Raw genomic sequence first — 15,579 nt, 5'->3', positions numbered from 1 at the left:
CTCCAGCGAAGTTCTCTGATTGGGTCATGACGCTGGAGGACCAAAGTATGTTCCATAAAGCCATGTAAATAGGCCAAATAACAAGCTTGGCTACGTAATTTGTTTATTTGGTTGGCAGCACTCCGGAATTAAGGGGTCTAACCGGTTTGTGCAATAGAAAGAGTTCATTTAGAGATTATGATGCCGTACACTGCAGTTTATGCAGCAGAATTCAATCAACTAGCTTCTTTAGCATTCCTAATGCCGTTTTCTATTGCAGAAAGTGCAGTGTAGGTTGAGGGAGAAGCCGTTGTGTAAGGGTTACACTGTATAAAGTACAATGTAACCCTAGTGATAGCTTCGATGGAGCTGTTCGCTGTCATTGTGCTGTTCGTTACATTCATATAATTTCCCGCACTCGTGCTGTCACTGCGTTAGGGCAGTCACTACGCTCGCCGTTCGCTGCGCAGGCTGAAGGAGATGAGTGTTATCGATCATCTCCTTCAGCTAAGCGCGCGGCGATATCCATGACGCCGCGAAAAATTTTGGTCGCCTGGTTCGAGCTTCCAGGCGATTGGTTTTCCACGAGCACGGCGATCGCGTAGCGAGGCTTCTTGATCGGGCCGTAGCCCGCAAACCACTGGTGGTTGCGGTCGATTCCGGCCCGTGTCGTTTCCGCGGTGCCCGATTTACCGGCAACCGCCCACCGCCCTTGGCGGATCGTCCGACCAGTCCCATGGTCGACGACCGCTGCCATGCCGCGCAGCAGCGCATGAGCCGTAGCCGGTTTAATCCGGCCTCGGCTCTCTTGCGCCCGCTGTGCGGGCAGTTTCACCATCCGCTGGCCGTTGGCATAGCGGATTTCACTAACGAGGCGCGGCTCCATTACGCGCCCCTCGTTAAGCAGCGTAACTATCAGATTTGCCGCCTGAAGCGGCGTCATCCTTACATCACGCTGCCCAAGCCCGCTTTGCGCGAGCGTGCCGCCATCGACGGCTGCAAGCATTGCTGCTTGCTCCCTCGCCTCCAGCAGAGCGTCACGCTTCCCAGCGCTCCCTAACTTGTCCAGCTGTACTTTCTCTCCCGACTCCTGTCTCTGCTTATGTGTGCCGCTGCCAGGTTCTAATCGAGTGTCTTCTCCATGCCCTACAAACGTACTAGACGCCTTAATAGGGATCGGGAACAGCTGGCCGCGCTCTTCTTCCTCCAGAAGGCGCAGCGGCTCTGAGAATGGCCCGAAAGCCTTCTCGCGATGCCAGCCCGCCTGTCGGCCTATTCCCAGTGCATTTGCCGTACGTTTCAGCTCTTCTGCGGTAAGCCGCTCAGCGACGGTGGCAAATACAATATTGCAGGATTGCGCTAAGCCTTCCTTGAGCGTCAAGTGCCCGTGTCCGCCTTCCTTCCAGCAGGACAAGCCGTATTTCCCGTATTCGCCGCTGCAATAAAACGATTCATTTTGATTGACTACCCCAGCCTCCAGTGCGGCAGCCTCTGTTACAAGCTTAAAAACCGAGCCCGGGGCTACGGCCTTCAAGGCGTGATTAGACCATTCCGTGCCATCGGAGCTGTGGAATTGCCCAGGTTTCAGCTGTGGCCTTGATACCATTGCTACAATATCCGCATTGCTGGCATCAAGCACGACAACTGCCCCTTCTTTCAAGCCGTGGGCATCCACATAATCCTCAATCTCATTTTGCAGCTCCAAATCGATTGTTGTCATCGTTTTGAGCGGATAATATCGGTTATTAGGCTGCGTAATCCGCAAATCAAGACCGTGCATCGGAGCATTCCGTCCATCTATAAAATAAGACACCGAGGTAGCGCCTACCCCATGCATCAGCTTGTCCAATGATTTTTCGAGTCCTGAGCCGCCAACCTGATCAGCTAGCTTCCTTTTGCCGAGGGCCAAATCTTCAGCTTGTTCGGTCTGCAGCCACTCCGGATGCTGGCTTGTAAAACCGATTAAATGCTTCGCCTCAAAGCCAGGCAAATATCGATTACGATAAGGCAGCACGCGAATGCCGTTCAGATGCAGCTTCTCAATCCGTGCCTTTTGAGCGTCTGTTAGACGTAACGGGCGCATTTGATGATCAGCCTTCCAAAATACAGGCGCTCGCACAGCATCCCATTTTTGCTGCAGCTGCTCCACTGATACCCCTAAAATGCCGCTAAGTAAAGACAAGTCCTTCTCTTCCCCCCGGACATCTCGCCGGACGGGGAATAAAGCGACAGCGGAGTAGGTTTCTCCCGTTATTGCTTTTCCGTTTCGATCGTAGAAATCCCCTCTGCCGGTATCAAGCACCAGATTGCGCTGCCGCTGCTGAACCGAGAGCCTTTGCCAGCCTCCTCGGTTGGCTTCGGAGCTAAGAACTGCTGCCGAAGCGCTTCCAGGTATCAATTGCAGCCACGCTAATCGACCGATATATACGAGCATAACAAGGCTAATCATCCATGCCGCCAGTGATAACCGTTTAATCCTTTGCTTCAACATGATGCTTAGCTCCTTTTTATCACTTTTGCCATTTCATGCTGGCGTTTAAAAAATTAATTCGGTATCCACATTATTTCCTTGAGTTGCCTCCCTTCAAACATCACCCTAATTTTCAATGAAAGGGAAATATGATCTAAATATAGAATATAGTAAATAAAAACCTCTATTCGAAGGAGCATATCCATGAAAGAAGTTATTTTTACAAATGATGCTCAAAATCCAGATGGTATGCCCTATTCTCAGGCAATAAAGGCTGGCAATGTCGTTTATGTTGCCGGGCAAGGACCTTTCGATCCAGATACCGGATTGGTCGTGGGGACGTCCCTTGAAGTACAGGCAAGTAGGGCGCTTGATAATCTTAAAGCCATTTTAGAGGCATCAGGAGCGAAGCTATCCGACGTTGTCAAAGTAAGCGTATTTCTAGGCGAAGGTGCGGAATTCGACCCTTTCAATGAAATTTATAAACAGTATTTTTCGCAGCCGTATCCCGCAAGAACAATTACACCAGCCAATATGGGCTTCATGGTGCAAATCGACGCAATCGCTCATCTATCGTAATATGGCTTTCAATAAACAAAAAAAGAGCCTTCAGCAGTCATTGCCTGAAGGCTCTTTTTCTCTATCTATAATGTTCTATGAATCATATCAAGCGCTATTCAATCTTAAACTGGGAAAGAGAGTCCTTCAGCTCACGTGATACGGTATCCAGCTTCTCCGAGAGACGAACCATGCCATCACTGATGCTAAGCTGCTCGGAGCTCAGGGACGCTACTTCCTCCGATGTAGCGGAAGATTCCTCTGCTACAGCGCTCACGTTAGTCATGGCATCCGCTAATACAGCCTGTGATTGGTCCAGCTGACCGATAGCATCCGTGACGAGGTCTAGTCTTTGTACAAGCTGACCCATTTGACCCGACACCGTTAAGAAAATTTGATTGGCTTCCTTCACCGAACCGATTTGCTCTTGGAACAGCGGATAAGCGTCTGACAAGACATGTACGGTCTCGTCGATCTCGCCTCTGATCTTCTCGGTAATCTGTCCGACCACATCGATGGATTGGCGGCTCTGGTCGGCAAGCTTGCGAATTTCATCCGCAACGACCATAAAGCCTTTTCCTGCAGCGCCAGCGCGAGCTGCTTCGATTGTAGCATTAAGCGAAAGGATATTCGTTTGCTTCGTAAGATTGTTCAGCACGTCCAAAATTTTAACGATTGAGCCTGTGCTTTCCTTAAGCGCATCAACCTTCTCTACCATAGAGCGTGTCATTTCCTCGGTCATCCCGGTTTTTTGAATGAGCACGCCCATATAAGTCGTTCCTTGCTCACTCGCTTTCTCTACCTCTTGCGCAGAGCGTACCATTTGCTCGTTCGCATCGATTACTTTTCTCATTTGAGCATCGATATTGCATGTCAGATCGTTGCCCTTTTCCGCTTCTACGGCTAGGCTTGTCGCTCCGCCAGCAATTTCTTCTGTTGCGACAGCGATTTCCTTAGCGGACATGGCCGTTTTTCTTGAAGCATCGCTCAGTTCGGTTGCCGTATTCAGCACTTCCTCAGCAGAATGCGTCGTTTGTACAGCCAAAGCTGTAATCTGCGTCATCATGAGGTTAAAGCTTTCACTTAGCCCACCGATTTCATCCTGACGTTTTTTCATGACGGAACGAACGGTAAGGTTGCCGCTTGCGCCTTCATTCATCAAATACCGAAGTTTAACTAGCGGCTTGGCAACGGTCAAGATGACCAATTCTCCGATCGCGATCGCAATGACCGCTGCAACCAGCACGGTTATCCAAGTCATGCTTTGAATCGCTTTGGCATCCTTCACAAGCTCTTTTACGGGAACCGTTCCTACAAGCTTCCACTCCATTGTCGTAAATGTTTTGTAAGCAGCTAGAACTTCATCTTCATTTTTTGTTTTCATTTTCACCGAGTCCTGCAGCGCCTTATCACCTTCCGTCGGTAGGGTGATATTAGCCGCTTTGCCGACCATATCGGGATCCRCATTCGTAATGTAATTGCTGCTTGCGTCTAAAATCGCGATTTGGCTGCCATCACCTAGATTCACATCTTTATAACGCTCAGCGATGGAATCTATCGACACTTCGATCAGCAGCACATAGGAAGCTTCGCTGGATGTCGTATCCTTGATGAGACGGCTTATCCCAATCGTCTTCACGCTGGCCGAATTGGCAAGGCCCTCCGGCTGGGGCGGAATCCAATTGGTTTTACCCGCTTTTTCAACGGTATCCATAAACCAAGCGGTTTTCATTAATCTTTCTGAAGCGCTGCTCGTTGCTGATCCGGCAGTGACAACCTCCAGCTTCGGATTTACCGGCAAGAGCATCAATGAAACAATCGTATTATTACCCATGACGTAGGATTGCATTTTTTCGCTTAAATTACGTGATGCCTCGAACTTCCCGTAATCGTCCGCGCTGTCCAACATCTTCCTTATGGTTTCATGAAAGTCTTTGTCAATTAAGATTTGTAAAGTTAAATCCTCGTATGTCTTATAAATAACGTCCAAATTATTCGATACTTGCTTAATCGTTTCAAAACTGGCATCCGAAACCTTACTTTCAATGATTGATTTCGATTTTGAGTATGCCAATAGTCCTACAGTCAGCACACATGCAATAATGCTGCAAAAAATGATCGTAAAAAGCTTCATACCTACTGATTTTAATGGGTTAGGCAGCTTCGTTCCTTTGACGGAAACCGTTGCCGCCTTCGCCGCTTGCGAAATTGCCTTCATTCCTGATTGCGCTTTCATACCAGGCTCTGATTTTGAGCCGTTTGCGCCGTTCTCGCTTGGTTCTTGCTTCTTTTTCTTCGACTTCTTCGCTTTTTGTTCTTCTTGGTTTTTCATTGGGTAAGACACCGCCTTCAAAATTGTAAGTCTGAATTAGTTCATATGCTTCTAGCGAATCTTGCCGAAATATGTATTTACCTCATATTATTTTATATCGACACTTTCTTGTCAATCTATTATAAGAAATCAAAAAAAAAGAGCCTTATTTTTTTAAAAAATAAGACTCTAGTCATACTTTTACAATTTTACTTTTTCGCTAGCTTCTTTCTCATCATATCCATCGGCTTAACTGGCTTTAGCGTACGGATTCGGATATGCTGCAAAGGATGCCTTGCCGCTTCGATTTCTGCGCCATCGATGTCAGTAATCTCCGTTATTGTTTGCTTAAAGAACATGCCATTCGGACCAACAAACTCGATTTCTTGGCCTTTTTTAAAATGATTGCGCTGCTGAACGGTCGCGAAACCTGATTTTGCATCGTAATCCACTACAATTCCTGCAAAATCATAAGGTGCCGCTTTTTCCTCAGGCTCATAAATATGATCCTCTGCTCCAGGCGTATCAAGAAAAAATCCTGTATTAAGCGGACGGTTCGCAGCCTTATTGATTTCCTCGACCCATTCCTGCTTCAGTTCAAAATGCTCCGGATCCGCGAAATAAGCATCTATCGCTTGACGGTATACGTTAACGACCGTCGCCACATAATGAATGCTTTTCATTCTTCCTTCGATCTTGAAGCTGTCGACGCCAACCTCAATGAGCTCAGGCAAATACTCAATCATGCACAAGTCCTTGGAACCCATCGTGAACTTGTCTTCCTCTTCGCCATACATCGGCATATCGTCAACAAACAAATCATATTTCCACCGGCATGATTGACAGCAGCCGCCGCGGTTAGAGTCACGATCCGTGAAATGGTTGGACAGTACGCAGCGTCCCGAGAACGAAGAGCACATCGCGCCATGAATGAAAGCTTCGATCTCGATATCGACATGCTTCTTTATTTCCGCAATGTCTTTAAAGCTCGTTTCGCGCGCCAACACGACCCGTGGCAAACCTTCTTCCTTCCAAAACTGCACGGCCTGCCAATTAAGCGTGGATTGCTGTGTGCTCAAATGCACCTCAAGCTTGGGAGCAACACGCTGTGCCGTTTCGATTATAGCGGGATCAGCGGCAATGATAGCCGCTATTCCGGCGTTTTCCAAGGCACGCAAATAATCCTCTAGACCGTCTATATCTTCGTTATGCGCATAAATGTTTGTCGCGACAAATACCTTTGCCCCATATCGCTCCGCAAACTCAACGCCTTCCTTCATTTCCTCAAAGCTGAAATTATCGGCATTCGAACGCAAGCCGTATTTTTGACCGCCTATATAAACGGCGTCTGCACCGTAATGGATAGCGAATTTGAGTTTCTCCAAGTTTCCTGCCGGTGCGAGAAGCTCCGGCCTATCGAGCCGATGTCGTTTGCCTTGATAGCGCGGAGTCGTTTTCTCTATTGTCGTCAATTGTGTGCACCTCCTAAAGTTTTGCGAAGCAAAACTCACTCCGTAAGCATAATCCTAAAGTTTTGCGAAGCAAAACTCACTTCGTAAGCATAATCCCAAAGTTTTGCGAAACATACTCGCTTAACTGCATTCGAATATCAGTAAACTTGCTCTTTATAAAAGAACCCGTAGCTCAGCTCGCGATTCGGATCCTGTACCTGCTGAATCGCTTCAAGCCACTCCTCATTGAAGGAGTATTCCGCTGGATCAGCCAAATAAGAATCGATCGCCTGCCGATAAGAGCGAACGACAATTTCATTGTATTCGATTGATTTCATCATTCCTTCAATCTTCAAGCTGCTTATACCCGCTTCCAATAGCTCATGAAGGTTCTCGACCATGCAAATATCGTCGGAGCTCATAATATGCGTTCCGTTACTATCTTCATAGATCGGATAACGCTCATCCTGCCGCTCTGCTTCCATCACGTACAAGCCGCGGTTCTTATCCTTTTGCGTCAGCCGTTCCGGCTCCGATTGATGCTCCATGTAGCTCTCCACAAGCGAGCGTTTGGAATGATAAATATTGGTCATGCCATGGACTTGTACTTGAACTTCAAGGTCGGTGCCCGTTGTCGTATCGATGACCTGCTCCATGTTCAGCTCGCGCGCTAGCACATACCGGGTTGCCCCTCTTCTCCCCCAATAGTTCGCCGTCACATAGTTGGTAGATGTCATCTCTGCATTCCAGTGCAATGCTACCCCGGGAGCATGTGTTTTAGCAGCCATGAGGACGGCAGGATCACCAAACACAAATGCATCCACACCCGCTTCGGCCAGCGCTGACACATACTCATTCAATGATTCTGCCGCATCGTTATCCATCAGGTTGTTAAGAGCCGCATAAATCTTTACGCCCTTTGATTTGGCGATCCCTACTGCCTGTTCGATCATATCCTTACTAAATTCTCCTGCTAAACGCGTACCGTAGCGTGCTTCGCCGATGACAAAAGCATCCGCACCTGCTGCAATGAGCCTTTCAAGCTCCTCTATCGATGCGGCGGTAGCTAACAATTCGGGCTTGTACGCCATGTCTGCTCCTCCTCAAAAGCTCTGAACGAACGCCTTTATAGATAAAGCAGCGTCCTACCCAGCAGTCTGGTTACTCTTCTCGATATTTCTTAAATGTTCTTTATAGGTTTTTGCGAATAAGTGAGACTGGCTGCCGTCTTTTTTGGTCACGTAAAATAAATACTCTGTTTCTTCCGGATACAAAGCAGCTTCAATCGATTTCAGGCTTGGGCTTGCAATAGGTCCTGGCGGCAAGCCTTCGACTTTATACGTGTTGTATGGGCTGTCGACTAACAGATCCTTCTCGTACAAGCGTTCCTTTGGCTTATCAAGCGAATACTGGACAGTAGCATCGATTTGCAGTTTCATGCCGTCGGCAATGCGATTGTAAATGACACCTGCTACCAGAGCCCTTTCTTCATCGACTACGACTTCCCGCTCAACGAGGGATGCAATGGTTAAAAGGTCATGGAACGAGATTTTTTTCTCCTCCAGCACATCCATCCAGCCTTCTGGCAGCTCAACAAGCTTCCGATCAAGCTCCGATACCATTCGTTTAATGATTTCTTCTTCCGTGCTTTCCTTTTTCATTTCGTACGTATCCGGGAAAAGATAACCCTCTAGACGCTCATGCAGTTTATCGCTATCTGGAATGGAGCGAACGGCTTCAGCGTCTCCCCATGTTTTTTGCGATGCAATCAGTCCAACAAATTTTTCTTTATCGATCAGCTTCTCCGCCGCAAGCTTATCAGCTATTTGAAGGACGGTAAAGCCCTCAGGAATGGTAAAGCGAATCGTTTCGGCTGCTACCGTATCACCCGCGTTCAATTTTGCTATTATCGCGTCATTTTCCATACCTGGGCTGAGCTCATATAAACCAGCTTGAAACTGTCCGCCTTGATCCTTCAGCTTCAAGTAATACTTAAAAATAAATGAGTTCTTGATGATCCCATGCTCTTCCAGTAGGTCAGCAACCTCATTCGCAGAAGTTCCTTTAGGTATCTCAAGTTTTTGCACTTCTCCGGCAGCGGTCGGCCGCAGGCTGTTCCAAACGTAAAAGGCTATGCTTCCGGCACCAATAATCATAATGCCCAGCAAGCTCAAAATAACCCATAATGTAATGCGGCTGCGCTTCGGACCGGATGATTGCTGGTCACGATGCTCAAACTGCTGTGATGGCTTGTCCAATCTTAGACCCCCTCTATATGCTTCTTAAATCTGTCTTTAGTCGATTTGCGCAGGCGAAATGGCTGAGACCATATCCTAGCGGCTCAGCTGATGCTGCATGATCCATTGTAAATCAAAGGCAGTTTCAACGCTTTGGAGTAATTGCCCCATAACATGGAACAAAAGAGCGGTTATAAACCGCTCTCTCGTTAAGTACATATACGCTTATTGCTCATTAAGGACGCTCGTCAGTAGCAAACAACAAATCATCATAAGCCTCAGACGCTGCTTCCCACTCTTCATCATCCTCGATGTTTTCCAGCTGCGGTTCYCCGCCAACTTGAATCACCCGGAATAACTCAACGTCTTCCTCGCCTCGCATCGGGTCCGATTGAAGAGCTGCATAAATACGATCACCCAGCTGAAATTCAGCCTTGATATCGTAAACCTCTACACTGCCGTCATCCGCTTCAAGCTCGATTTCATTGCCGAAAGCGGTTCTTAGGCTGTTTAGCTTCTTAGGAGCCTCATGCTCAGTGCCAGACATTAGTTTTCTTCCTCCATCTCGCCAAGAAGAGTATTGAATGTCTCCTCGACCATGTTCCATTCTTCTTCATCTTCGATCGTGTAAAGCTTTAGATCGTCGCCTTCTTCTTCATAACGGAAAGCGTATACTTCATCTTCCTCGTCATTTTCGCCAGTTAGCGGAACAACCATCATATATTTCTGATCGGAACCATCAACTTCAAATTTCATGATGACTTCGAATTCCTCTTCGTTGCCTTCTTCATCCGGGATATAAATAATTTCCGGCTCTTCGAATTCCAGATCTTCTTTTGTCATGTTTACCCTCACCTTTTCGCTTTAGAATCGAGATAATTTTGCAAAATAAGCGTTGCCGCCATTTTGTCTATTACGAGCTTTCGCTTCTTCCGGCTGACGTCCGCCTCAATGAGCGTACGTTCGGCAGCTACCGTTGTCAGCCTTTCATCCCAAAGGTGAACAGGTATGTTTAGTTTCTGCTTAATCTGTTCTGCGAATTCCATGCAAATTTCTCCTCGTGGACCGATGGTACCGTTCATATTTTTCGGCAGACCTACTACGATTTCACTAACCTCATGCTCTTTGACTAAATCGGCAATACGGTCAAATTCGCTTCCATCGCGTCTGCGTTCAATAACCCCGGTCCCCTGTGCGGTCCAACGAAAAGCATCGCTGACTGCAACACCTATGTTGCGGTCGCCATAATCCAATCCCATCAATCTCATGTCTTGTCCGGCTCCTGCCTCAATTGTTATTGTTTCTTATGGTTTAGGTAAAACCGGACAAGCTCTTCGATTAATTCGTCTCGTTCCTTCTTGCGAATTAAACTCCTGGCGTTGTTATGCCGCGGAATATACGCGGGATCTCCGGACAGCAAATACCCAACGATCTGGTTAATCGGATTATACTCTTTCTCGAGAAGCGCTTCATGCACCGATAGCAGAATGTCTTGAGAAGATTCAACCCCCTCCGCCTTCACGTTAAATTTCATTGTTTTGTCCATGGAACTCATCGCCAGCACCTCGCTTTCCAAACCGCTTTTCAATGAGATATACATTTATATCATATCACATTTGTTTGATTAAGAACTAGTTCTTCCGCAAGTTTCAAAGCTTCATCCAGCTTTGTTGTATCTTTTCCGCCCGCTTGCGCCATATCTGGGCGTCCGCCGCCGCTTCCTCCGCAGTGTACAGCTGCCTCTTTTACGATCTTTCCTGCATGAAAACCCTTTTTAATCAGGTCTGCAGAAACAGCGGCAGCCAGGTTAACTTTATCGTCTGCGATTGCACCAAGCACGATTACGCTCGATGCCAGCTTCAGCTTCAGCTCATCGACGATCCCGCGGAGCGCGTCCATGGACGGTGCGTTGACTTTGGCGCACAGCACTGTAATTCCGTTTACGGTTTTAGCATTTTGCTCAAGAGAACCAGCCTCTATGCGGCTCAACTTCGCTTGCAGTGATTCATTGTCGCGGGAGAGCTCCTTCACTTGTCCAAACAAAGCTTCGATACGTTTCGGAACATCGTTTGTATTGGATTTCAGCAGGCTGGCCGATTGCTTAAGCAGCTCAAGCTGACCTTCCAAGTAGTTATAAGCATGTTTACCTGTAACGGCTTCGATTCTTCTTACCCCCGAGCCAATTCCGCTTTCGCTTAATAGCTTGAATAGCCCGATTTGCGAAGTATTTCTTACATGACAGCCTCCGCATAGCTCCAAGCTATAGCTTCCTACCTGAACAACACGAACCTCATCGCCGTATTTTTCACCAAACAACGCCATTGCACCCATTGCTTTTGCTTCATTCAACGACTTGATGTCAATAGATACAGCCGTACCGAGCCAAATTTGCTCATTTACACGGCGTTCGATGGCTACGAGCTCTTCAGCCGTAATGCTGCCAAAATGCGAAAAGTCGAACCGCAGACGATCAGCTTCTACCAAGGAGCCTGCTTGATTGACATGATCGCCAAGCACCTCTTTAAGCGCTTTGTGGAGCAAATGCGTTGCCGTGTGGTTCTTAATCACATCATCGCGAACAGCTCTTGTAACAGCTGCCTCTACAGTATCGCCGGTGCGAACCGTACCTGATGTAACCAATGCATGATGCACGCTTTGCCCATGAGGCGCTTTCGTTACATCTTCGACCTGAAGCGTAAAACCATCGCCAGTAATCGTTCCTTTATCGCCGATCTGTCCTCCGCTTTCTGCGTAGAAAGGGGTGCGGTCCAGAATGACGACGACTTTACTGCCTTCAGCCGCATTCTCAACCAGCAAATCGTCTTGAACAATTGCGATTATTTTGGATTCTGTTACCAGTTCATTATAGCCAACAAATTCACTTTTAACCGTGAAATCGCCAAGCGGACCGCCTTGAACCTTCATGCTTCCTGTGTCTTGACGAGCTGCGCGGGCGCGGTCGCGCTGCGCTTCCATCGCTGCATCAAACCCGCCGCGGTCAACCGTCATGCCATTCTCCGACGCGAAGTCTTCAGTCAAATCAAATGGAAAACCGTAGGTGTCATACAGGCGGAAGGCATCGTCGCCGTTAATTTCTTTGTTGCCGGCTTTCGTTGCCGAAGCCACGAGCTCGGATAGCATAGCAAGACCATCGGATAAGGTTTCATGGAATCGTTCCTCCTCCGTACGGATAACACGCTCGATAAACTCGCGTTTTTCCACAACCTCGGGATAGTAGACGCCCATTACTTCACCAACGACCGCAGTCAGCTCATGCAAGAACGGACGGTCAATTCCGATTGTCTTTCCGTAACGAACGGCACGGCGGAGCAGACGGCGAATAATGTAGCCTCGGCCTTCGTTTGAAGGCATTACGCCGTCACCGACTGCGAATGCGACCGTACGAATATGATCAGCAATGACTTTAAGAGCAACGTCATGCTCCTCATTGGCTTTATAAGTTACCTTCGCGATAGCGCAGGTACGGTCAATAATAGGCCGGAACAAGTCTGTATCGAAATTCGAATCCACGTCCTGCAGGATAGATGCAAAACGCTCAAGTCCTGCGCCTGTATCGATATTTTTAATCGGAAGCGGCGTATAGCTGCCGTCTTTGTTATGGTTAAATTGCGAGAACACAACGTTCCAAACTTCAAGGAAGCGCTCATTTTCTCCGCCTGGCCAGCATTCTGGGTCCGATAGGTCTCCATACTTGTCGCCGCGGTCATAGAATATTTCCGTACAAGGTCCGCAAGGGCCCTCGCCAATATCCCAGAAGTTTTCTTCCAGCTTATAGATGCGTTCTTCAGGCAGGCCGATCTTCTTATTCCAGAATGCGAATGCTTCTTCGTCCTCGGGGTATACCGTTACGGATAAGCGGTTCGGATCAAAGCCGATCCATTGCGGCTCGGTTAGAAACTCCCATGCCCATGTGATGGCTTCCTCTTTGAAATAGTCGCCGATCGAGAAGTTGCCCAGCATCTCAAAAAACGTGTGATGGCGACGCGTTTTGCCCACATTCTCGATATCGTTGGTACGAATGCATTTTTGCGAATTCGTAATCCGCGGATTTTCGGGAACGATACGTCCATCGAAATAAGCTTTTAGCGGTGCCATACCTGCATTGATCCATAAAAGTGACGGATCGTTATGAGGAACAAGCGATGCGCTTGGTTCAATTTTGTGGCCTTTGCTTTCAAAAAAAGCAAGCCATTTTGCCCGGATTTCACTAGCTTTCATTAATATGAGCCCCCTTATCATAATAAAACACAAAAAACGCCCCTGTCATAGACAGGGACGAATAAATTCGCGGTACCACCCTGGTTATTGCTCGCTGTAAACAGCCTGCGCAATCGCCTTCATTAGACTTTAACGGGTCCAACCGGTGAAGTTCATTCACACTCCGAATAGAGCTTTCGGCCACTCTTCGTTATAAAAGCTCTCTCAACCGACGCATAACGGCTGGTAAACAGCCTTTGCGAAGAAGCTTTCTCTCTGGCTAACGGGCATTGGCTTACTTCAATTCGTCAACGCTTTATCACCTTATATTTGACACTTGATTATTTTAAAATTATAGCTACACCCTCTCTGCCTGTCAAATAATCTTTCTCCGCACGTAATAGGCAAACATATGCTGGATGATGACCTTACAAGCCGCAAAAATCGGAACAGCCAAAATCATGCCGACGATGCCCGCAATCTCGCCACCAACCAATAAAGCAAAAATGATCGATAACGGATGCATATGAAGCGTACGACCTACAACCTGCGGGGAAATGACATTTCCCTCGAGGATTTGGCATAGCGTATTGACCACCGCCACAAGAATGACCATTTTTAATGAAACAGTTGATGCCATCAGAAGCGCAGGCGCTGCTCCAAAGAATGGTCCTAAATAAGGTATCACGTTCGTAATAGCAACGATGCCTGCCAGAAGAAGCGCATAAGGCATACCGATAAACAAGTACCCGAAGTAAGCGAGGACGCCTACGATGACACAGACCAAGAATTGGCCGCGTATATAGCTGCCAAGCGCCGTATCAATATCCTTCAGCAATCTGACCGTGTTTTTGCGATGGGATTTAGGAACGTATGTAATAACCGTCCGCTCAAATACATCAAAATCCTTCAATATGTAGAAGGCGAGGAAAGGAATAATGAACGTGATGAACACGGTATTGACCATTGAGCCAATGTTGTTCACAAAATTAAACAGGCTTTCAGACAACTTTTTCTCCATATGCATGAGCGACTTATTTAACCCGCTGCGGATGCTTTCCGGCAAAAACGATGTATTGTTTATATCCGTCACGATATCTTGCGCTCGCATAGACAGCTCCGGTACATGGTGGTTCAATTCCTGCACCTGTTCAATGAACATTGGAATCAGATTCACGAGTAGAACTGTAATCGCTGCGCAAAATACGGCGTAAATAAGCAGCACGGCAATCGTCCGCGGAACCTTCCGTTCATGCAGCATGGTAACGATAGGATTCAAAACATACGATATGATCATCGCAATAATAAACGGAGCGAGTACAGCTCTGACAAAAACATATATACTCACGATCAACGGCTTAATCAGCAGCAAGAGATAAATGGCGAGCAAGCCTAAAATAAAATAAACAAGCCATACGAACAGACGGTTCTTTGTAAAGCGCTCCACCGTCCTCACCCCCGAACCTTCTTTTTCCGGCTTGCTTTACACAAGACAAGCGGAACTAGTTCAGTATATGTACAAGCGGTAGAAATCATCCGTTAACAGCAAAAAAAAGACGGCCAGTGACCGTCTTTTGGCATTCATCTTTATGGAGAAGCACGTCAGTTGACGTGAACCTGCGTTATTTCCTCTTCAAAAAACAAGTCGTCAAGCGAGCTTAACGTGCCATCTTCTTCAACTTGGTAAACCGACATTTTTTCGCCGTTAACCGTCAGTTCAATGAAGCAGCCCCAGCAGTAAAACTGGTGGGAACCGATCTTTCCGATATCTTTCGAATTACAATTCGGACATCTCATCATCTTTCATTTCTCCCTATCCTCTGAAATTGGAAGCTGCGACAGGCTCCAATTCCGCTTCACTGACAGCAGGAACAATGATCGCGTCTTCCCCGAGCAATACGCTATCCGGATCACTCGGCGCTCTCAGCCATCTGCGCCCTTCCATCAGATCCGAAACAAAACCGTCCGTAAGCTCGTAGCCTACTATTTGTGTACCCTCTTTTGGGTAAAAATAAACATCCGACACTCGACCAAGCTGAATGCCTTGAACCGTTACGACGGGCAAATCCTTTAATTTAATTAATCCAGTGTAAAAAGAACGCAGCAATTGCTTCGACTTCATCCGAACGATCGCTGCCTCACTTGCTATAATAACGGTGTCCTCACCGCAAGAAACAACGTGGGACCACTCCACTATTTTCACAGTTGAAGCAAACCATTTGGCACTATCGAGTATCAGGCCCTTTAGCTGCCAATGCTCATCGAACCAAGCATCCTTGACGGTTCCAACTAGCTTTCCGGAATGGATGACGATTACGGGAAGTCCAATAAGCCGTTGAAGTTTAATCACGCTTA

The 15,579-nt window shown here is 47.4% G+C and carries 14 protein-coding genes; 1 reads left to right on the top strand and 13 read right to left on the bottom strand.

Going from position 1 to position 15,579, the window contains the following annotated elements; translation table 11 throughout:
* Nucleotides 1–466: 466 nt before the first annotated feature.
* Nucleotides 467–2,470 (bottom strand): peptidoglycan D,D-transpeptidase FtsI family protein, encoded by a 2,004-nt coding sequence (locus AC1DLI_RS26725; protein WP_477607558.1) that lies wholly within the window; start codon nt 2,468–2,470, stop codon nt 467–469.
* 183 nt (nt 2,471–2,653) lie between these two features.
* Here AC1DLI_RS26725 and AC1DLI_RS26720 point away from each other — a divergent pair, with 183 nt between their 5' ends.
* A complete protein-coding gene (locus AC1DLI_RS26720) occupies nt 2,654–3,028 on the top strand; it encodes a Rid family detoxifying hydrolase (RefSeq protein ID WP_477607556.1) in 375 nt (124 codons plus the stop codon).
* A gap of 94 nt (nt 3,029–3,122) precedes the next feature.
* Here the strand turns inward: AC1DLI_RS26720 and AC1DLI_RS26715 are convergent, their stop codons facing one another.
* From AC1DLI_RS26715 to AC1DLI_RS26660, 12 genes are all read right to left on the bottom strand, one after another.
* Nucleotides 3,123–5,339 (bottom strand): methyl-accepting chemotaxis protein, encoded by a 2,217-nt coding sequence (locus AC1DLI_RS26715; protein WP_477607554.1) that lies wholly within the window; start codon nt 5,337–5,339, stop codon nt 3,123–3,125.
* 188 nt (nt 5,340–5,527) lie between these two features.
* A complete protein-coding gene (locus tag AC1DLI_RS26710) occupies nt 5,528–6,790 on the bottom strand; it encodes a peptidase U32 family protein (RefSeq protein WP_477607552.1) in 1,263 nt (420 codons plus the stop codon).
* Nucleotides 6,791–6,927: 137 nt separating this feature from the next.
* A complete protein-coding gene (locus AC1DLI_RS26705) occupies nt 6,928–7,860 on the bottom strand; it encodes a peptidase U32 family protein (RefSeq protein ID WP_477607550.1) in 933 nt (310 codons plus the stop codon).
* Nucleotides 7,861–7,914: 54 nt separating this feature from the next.
* A complete protein-coding gene (mltG, locus tag AC1DLI_RS26700; protein WP_477607548.1) occupies nt 7,915–9,027 on the bottom strand; it encodes an endolytic transglycosylase MltG in 1,113 nt (370 codons plus the stop codon).
* A 214-nt stretch (nt 9,028–9,241) separates the two neighbouring features.
* On the bottom strand, nt 9,242–9,553 hold the full coding sequence (locus tag AC1DLI_RS26695) for a DUF1292 domain-containing protein (protein WP_308999923.1): 312 nt from the start codon (nt 9,551–9,553) through the stop codon (nt 9,242–9,244).
* Nucleotides 9,553–9,849, bottom strand: a complete 297-nt coding sequence (locus AC1DLI_RS26690) for a DUF1292 domain-containing protein (protein ID WP_308999924.1) — start codon at nt 9,847–9,849, stop codon at nt 9,553–9,555. Before AC1DLI_RS26690 ends, AC1DLI_RS26695 begins: the two co-directional genes overlap by 1 nt.
* An 8-nt stretch (nt 9,850–9,857) precedes the next feature.
* Nucleotides 9,858–10,274: a Holliday junction resolvase RuvX gene (gene ruvX, locus AC1DLI_RS26685; protein ID WP_139990931.1), complete on the bottom strand. Its 417-nt coding sequence runs from the start codon at nt 10,272–10,274 to the stop codon at nt 9,858–9,860.
* A gap of 26 nt (nt 10,275–10,300) precedes the next feature.
* Nucleotides 10,301–10,561, bottom strand: a complete 261-nt coding sequence (locus AC1DLI_RS26680; RefSeq protein ID WP_054028150.1) for an IreB family regulatory phosphoprotein — start codon at nt 10,559–10,561, stop codon at nt 10,301–10,303.
* 50 nt (nt 10,562–10,611) lie between these two features.
* Nucleotides 10,612–13,245, bottom strand: a complete 2,634-nt coding sequence (gene alaS, locus AC1DLI_RS26675; RefSeq protein ID WP_477607545.1) for an alanine--tRNA ligase — start codon at nt 13,243–13,245, stop codon at nt 10,612–10,614.
* A 355-nt stretch (nt 13,246–13,600) separates the two neighbouring features.
* Nucleotides 13,601–14,671, bottom strand: coding sequence for an AI-2E family transporter (locus AC1DLI_RS26670; RefSeq protein ID WP_308999926.1), 1,071 nt, complete (start codon nt 14,669–14,671; stop codon nt 13,601–13,603).
* Nucleotides 14,672–14,826: 155 nt separating this feature from the next.
* Nucleotides 14,827–15,024: a hypothetical protein gene (locus tag AC1DLI_RS26665; protein ID WP_139990934.1), complete on the bottom strand. Its 198-nt coding sequence runs from the start codon at nt 15,022–15,024 to the stop codon at nt 14,827–14,829.
* A 13-nt stretch (nt 15,025–15,037) separates the two neighbouring features.
* Nucleotides 15,038–15,574, bottom strand: a complete 537-nt coding sequence (locus AC1DLI_RS26660) for a PRC-barrel domain-containing protein (protein WP_477607542.1) — start codon at nt 15,572–15,574, stop codon at nt 15,038–15,040.
* Nucleotides 15,575–15,579 lie beyond the last annotated feature (5 nt).

It is taken from the genome of Paenibacillus sp. 01T443 (genome assembly GCF_056398325.1).
The sequence above is the reverse complement of the archived record's forward strand: the minus strand, read 5'-3'. Positions and strand labels throughout refer to the sequence as shown.

Excerpts from the sequence above, each read along its gene's own strand:
- AC1DLI_RS26725 (WP_477607558.1), bottom strand. The coding sequence starts at position 2,470 with ATGTTGAAGCAAAGGATTAAACGGTTATCACTGGCGGCATGGATGATT.
- AC1DLI_RS26720 (WP_477607556.1), top strand. The coding sequence starts at position 2,654 with ATGAAAGAAGTTATTTTTACAAATGATGCTCAAAATCCAGATGGTATG.
- AC1DLI_RS26705 (WP_477607550.1), bottom strand. The coding sequence starts at position 7,860 with ATGGCGTACAAGCCCGAATTGTTAGCTACCGCCGCATCGATAGAGGAG.
- AC1DLI_RS26690 (WP_308999924.1), bottom strand. The coding sequence starts at position 9,849 with ATGACAAAAGAAGATCTGGAATTCGAAGAGCCGGAAATTATTTATATC.
- ruvX (WP_139990931.1), bottom strand. The coding sequence starts at position 10,274 with ATGAGATTGATGGGATTGGATTATGGCGACCGCAACATAGGTGTTGCA.
- AC1DLI_RS26680 (WP_054028150.1), bottom strand. The coding sequence starts at position 10,561 with ATGAGTTCCATGGACAAAACAATGAAATTTAACGTGAAGGCGGAGGGG.
- alaS (WP_477607545.1), bottom strand. The coding sequence starts at position 13,245 with ATGAAAGCTAGTGAAATCCGGGCAAAATGGCTTGCTTTTTTTGAAAGC.
- AC1DLI_RS26665 (WP_139990934.1), bottom strand. The coding sequence starts at position 15,024 with ATGATGAGATGTCCGAATTGTAATTCGAAAGATATCGGAAAGATCGGT.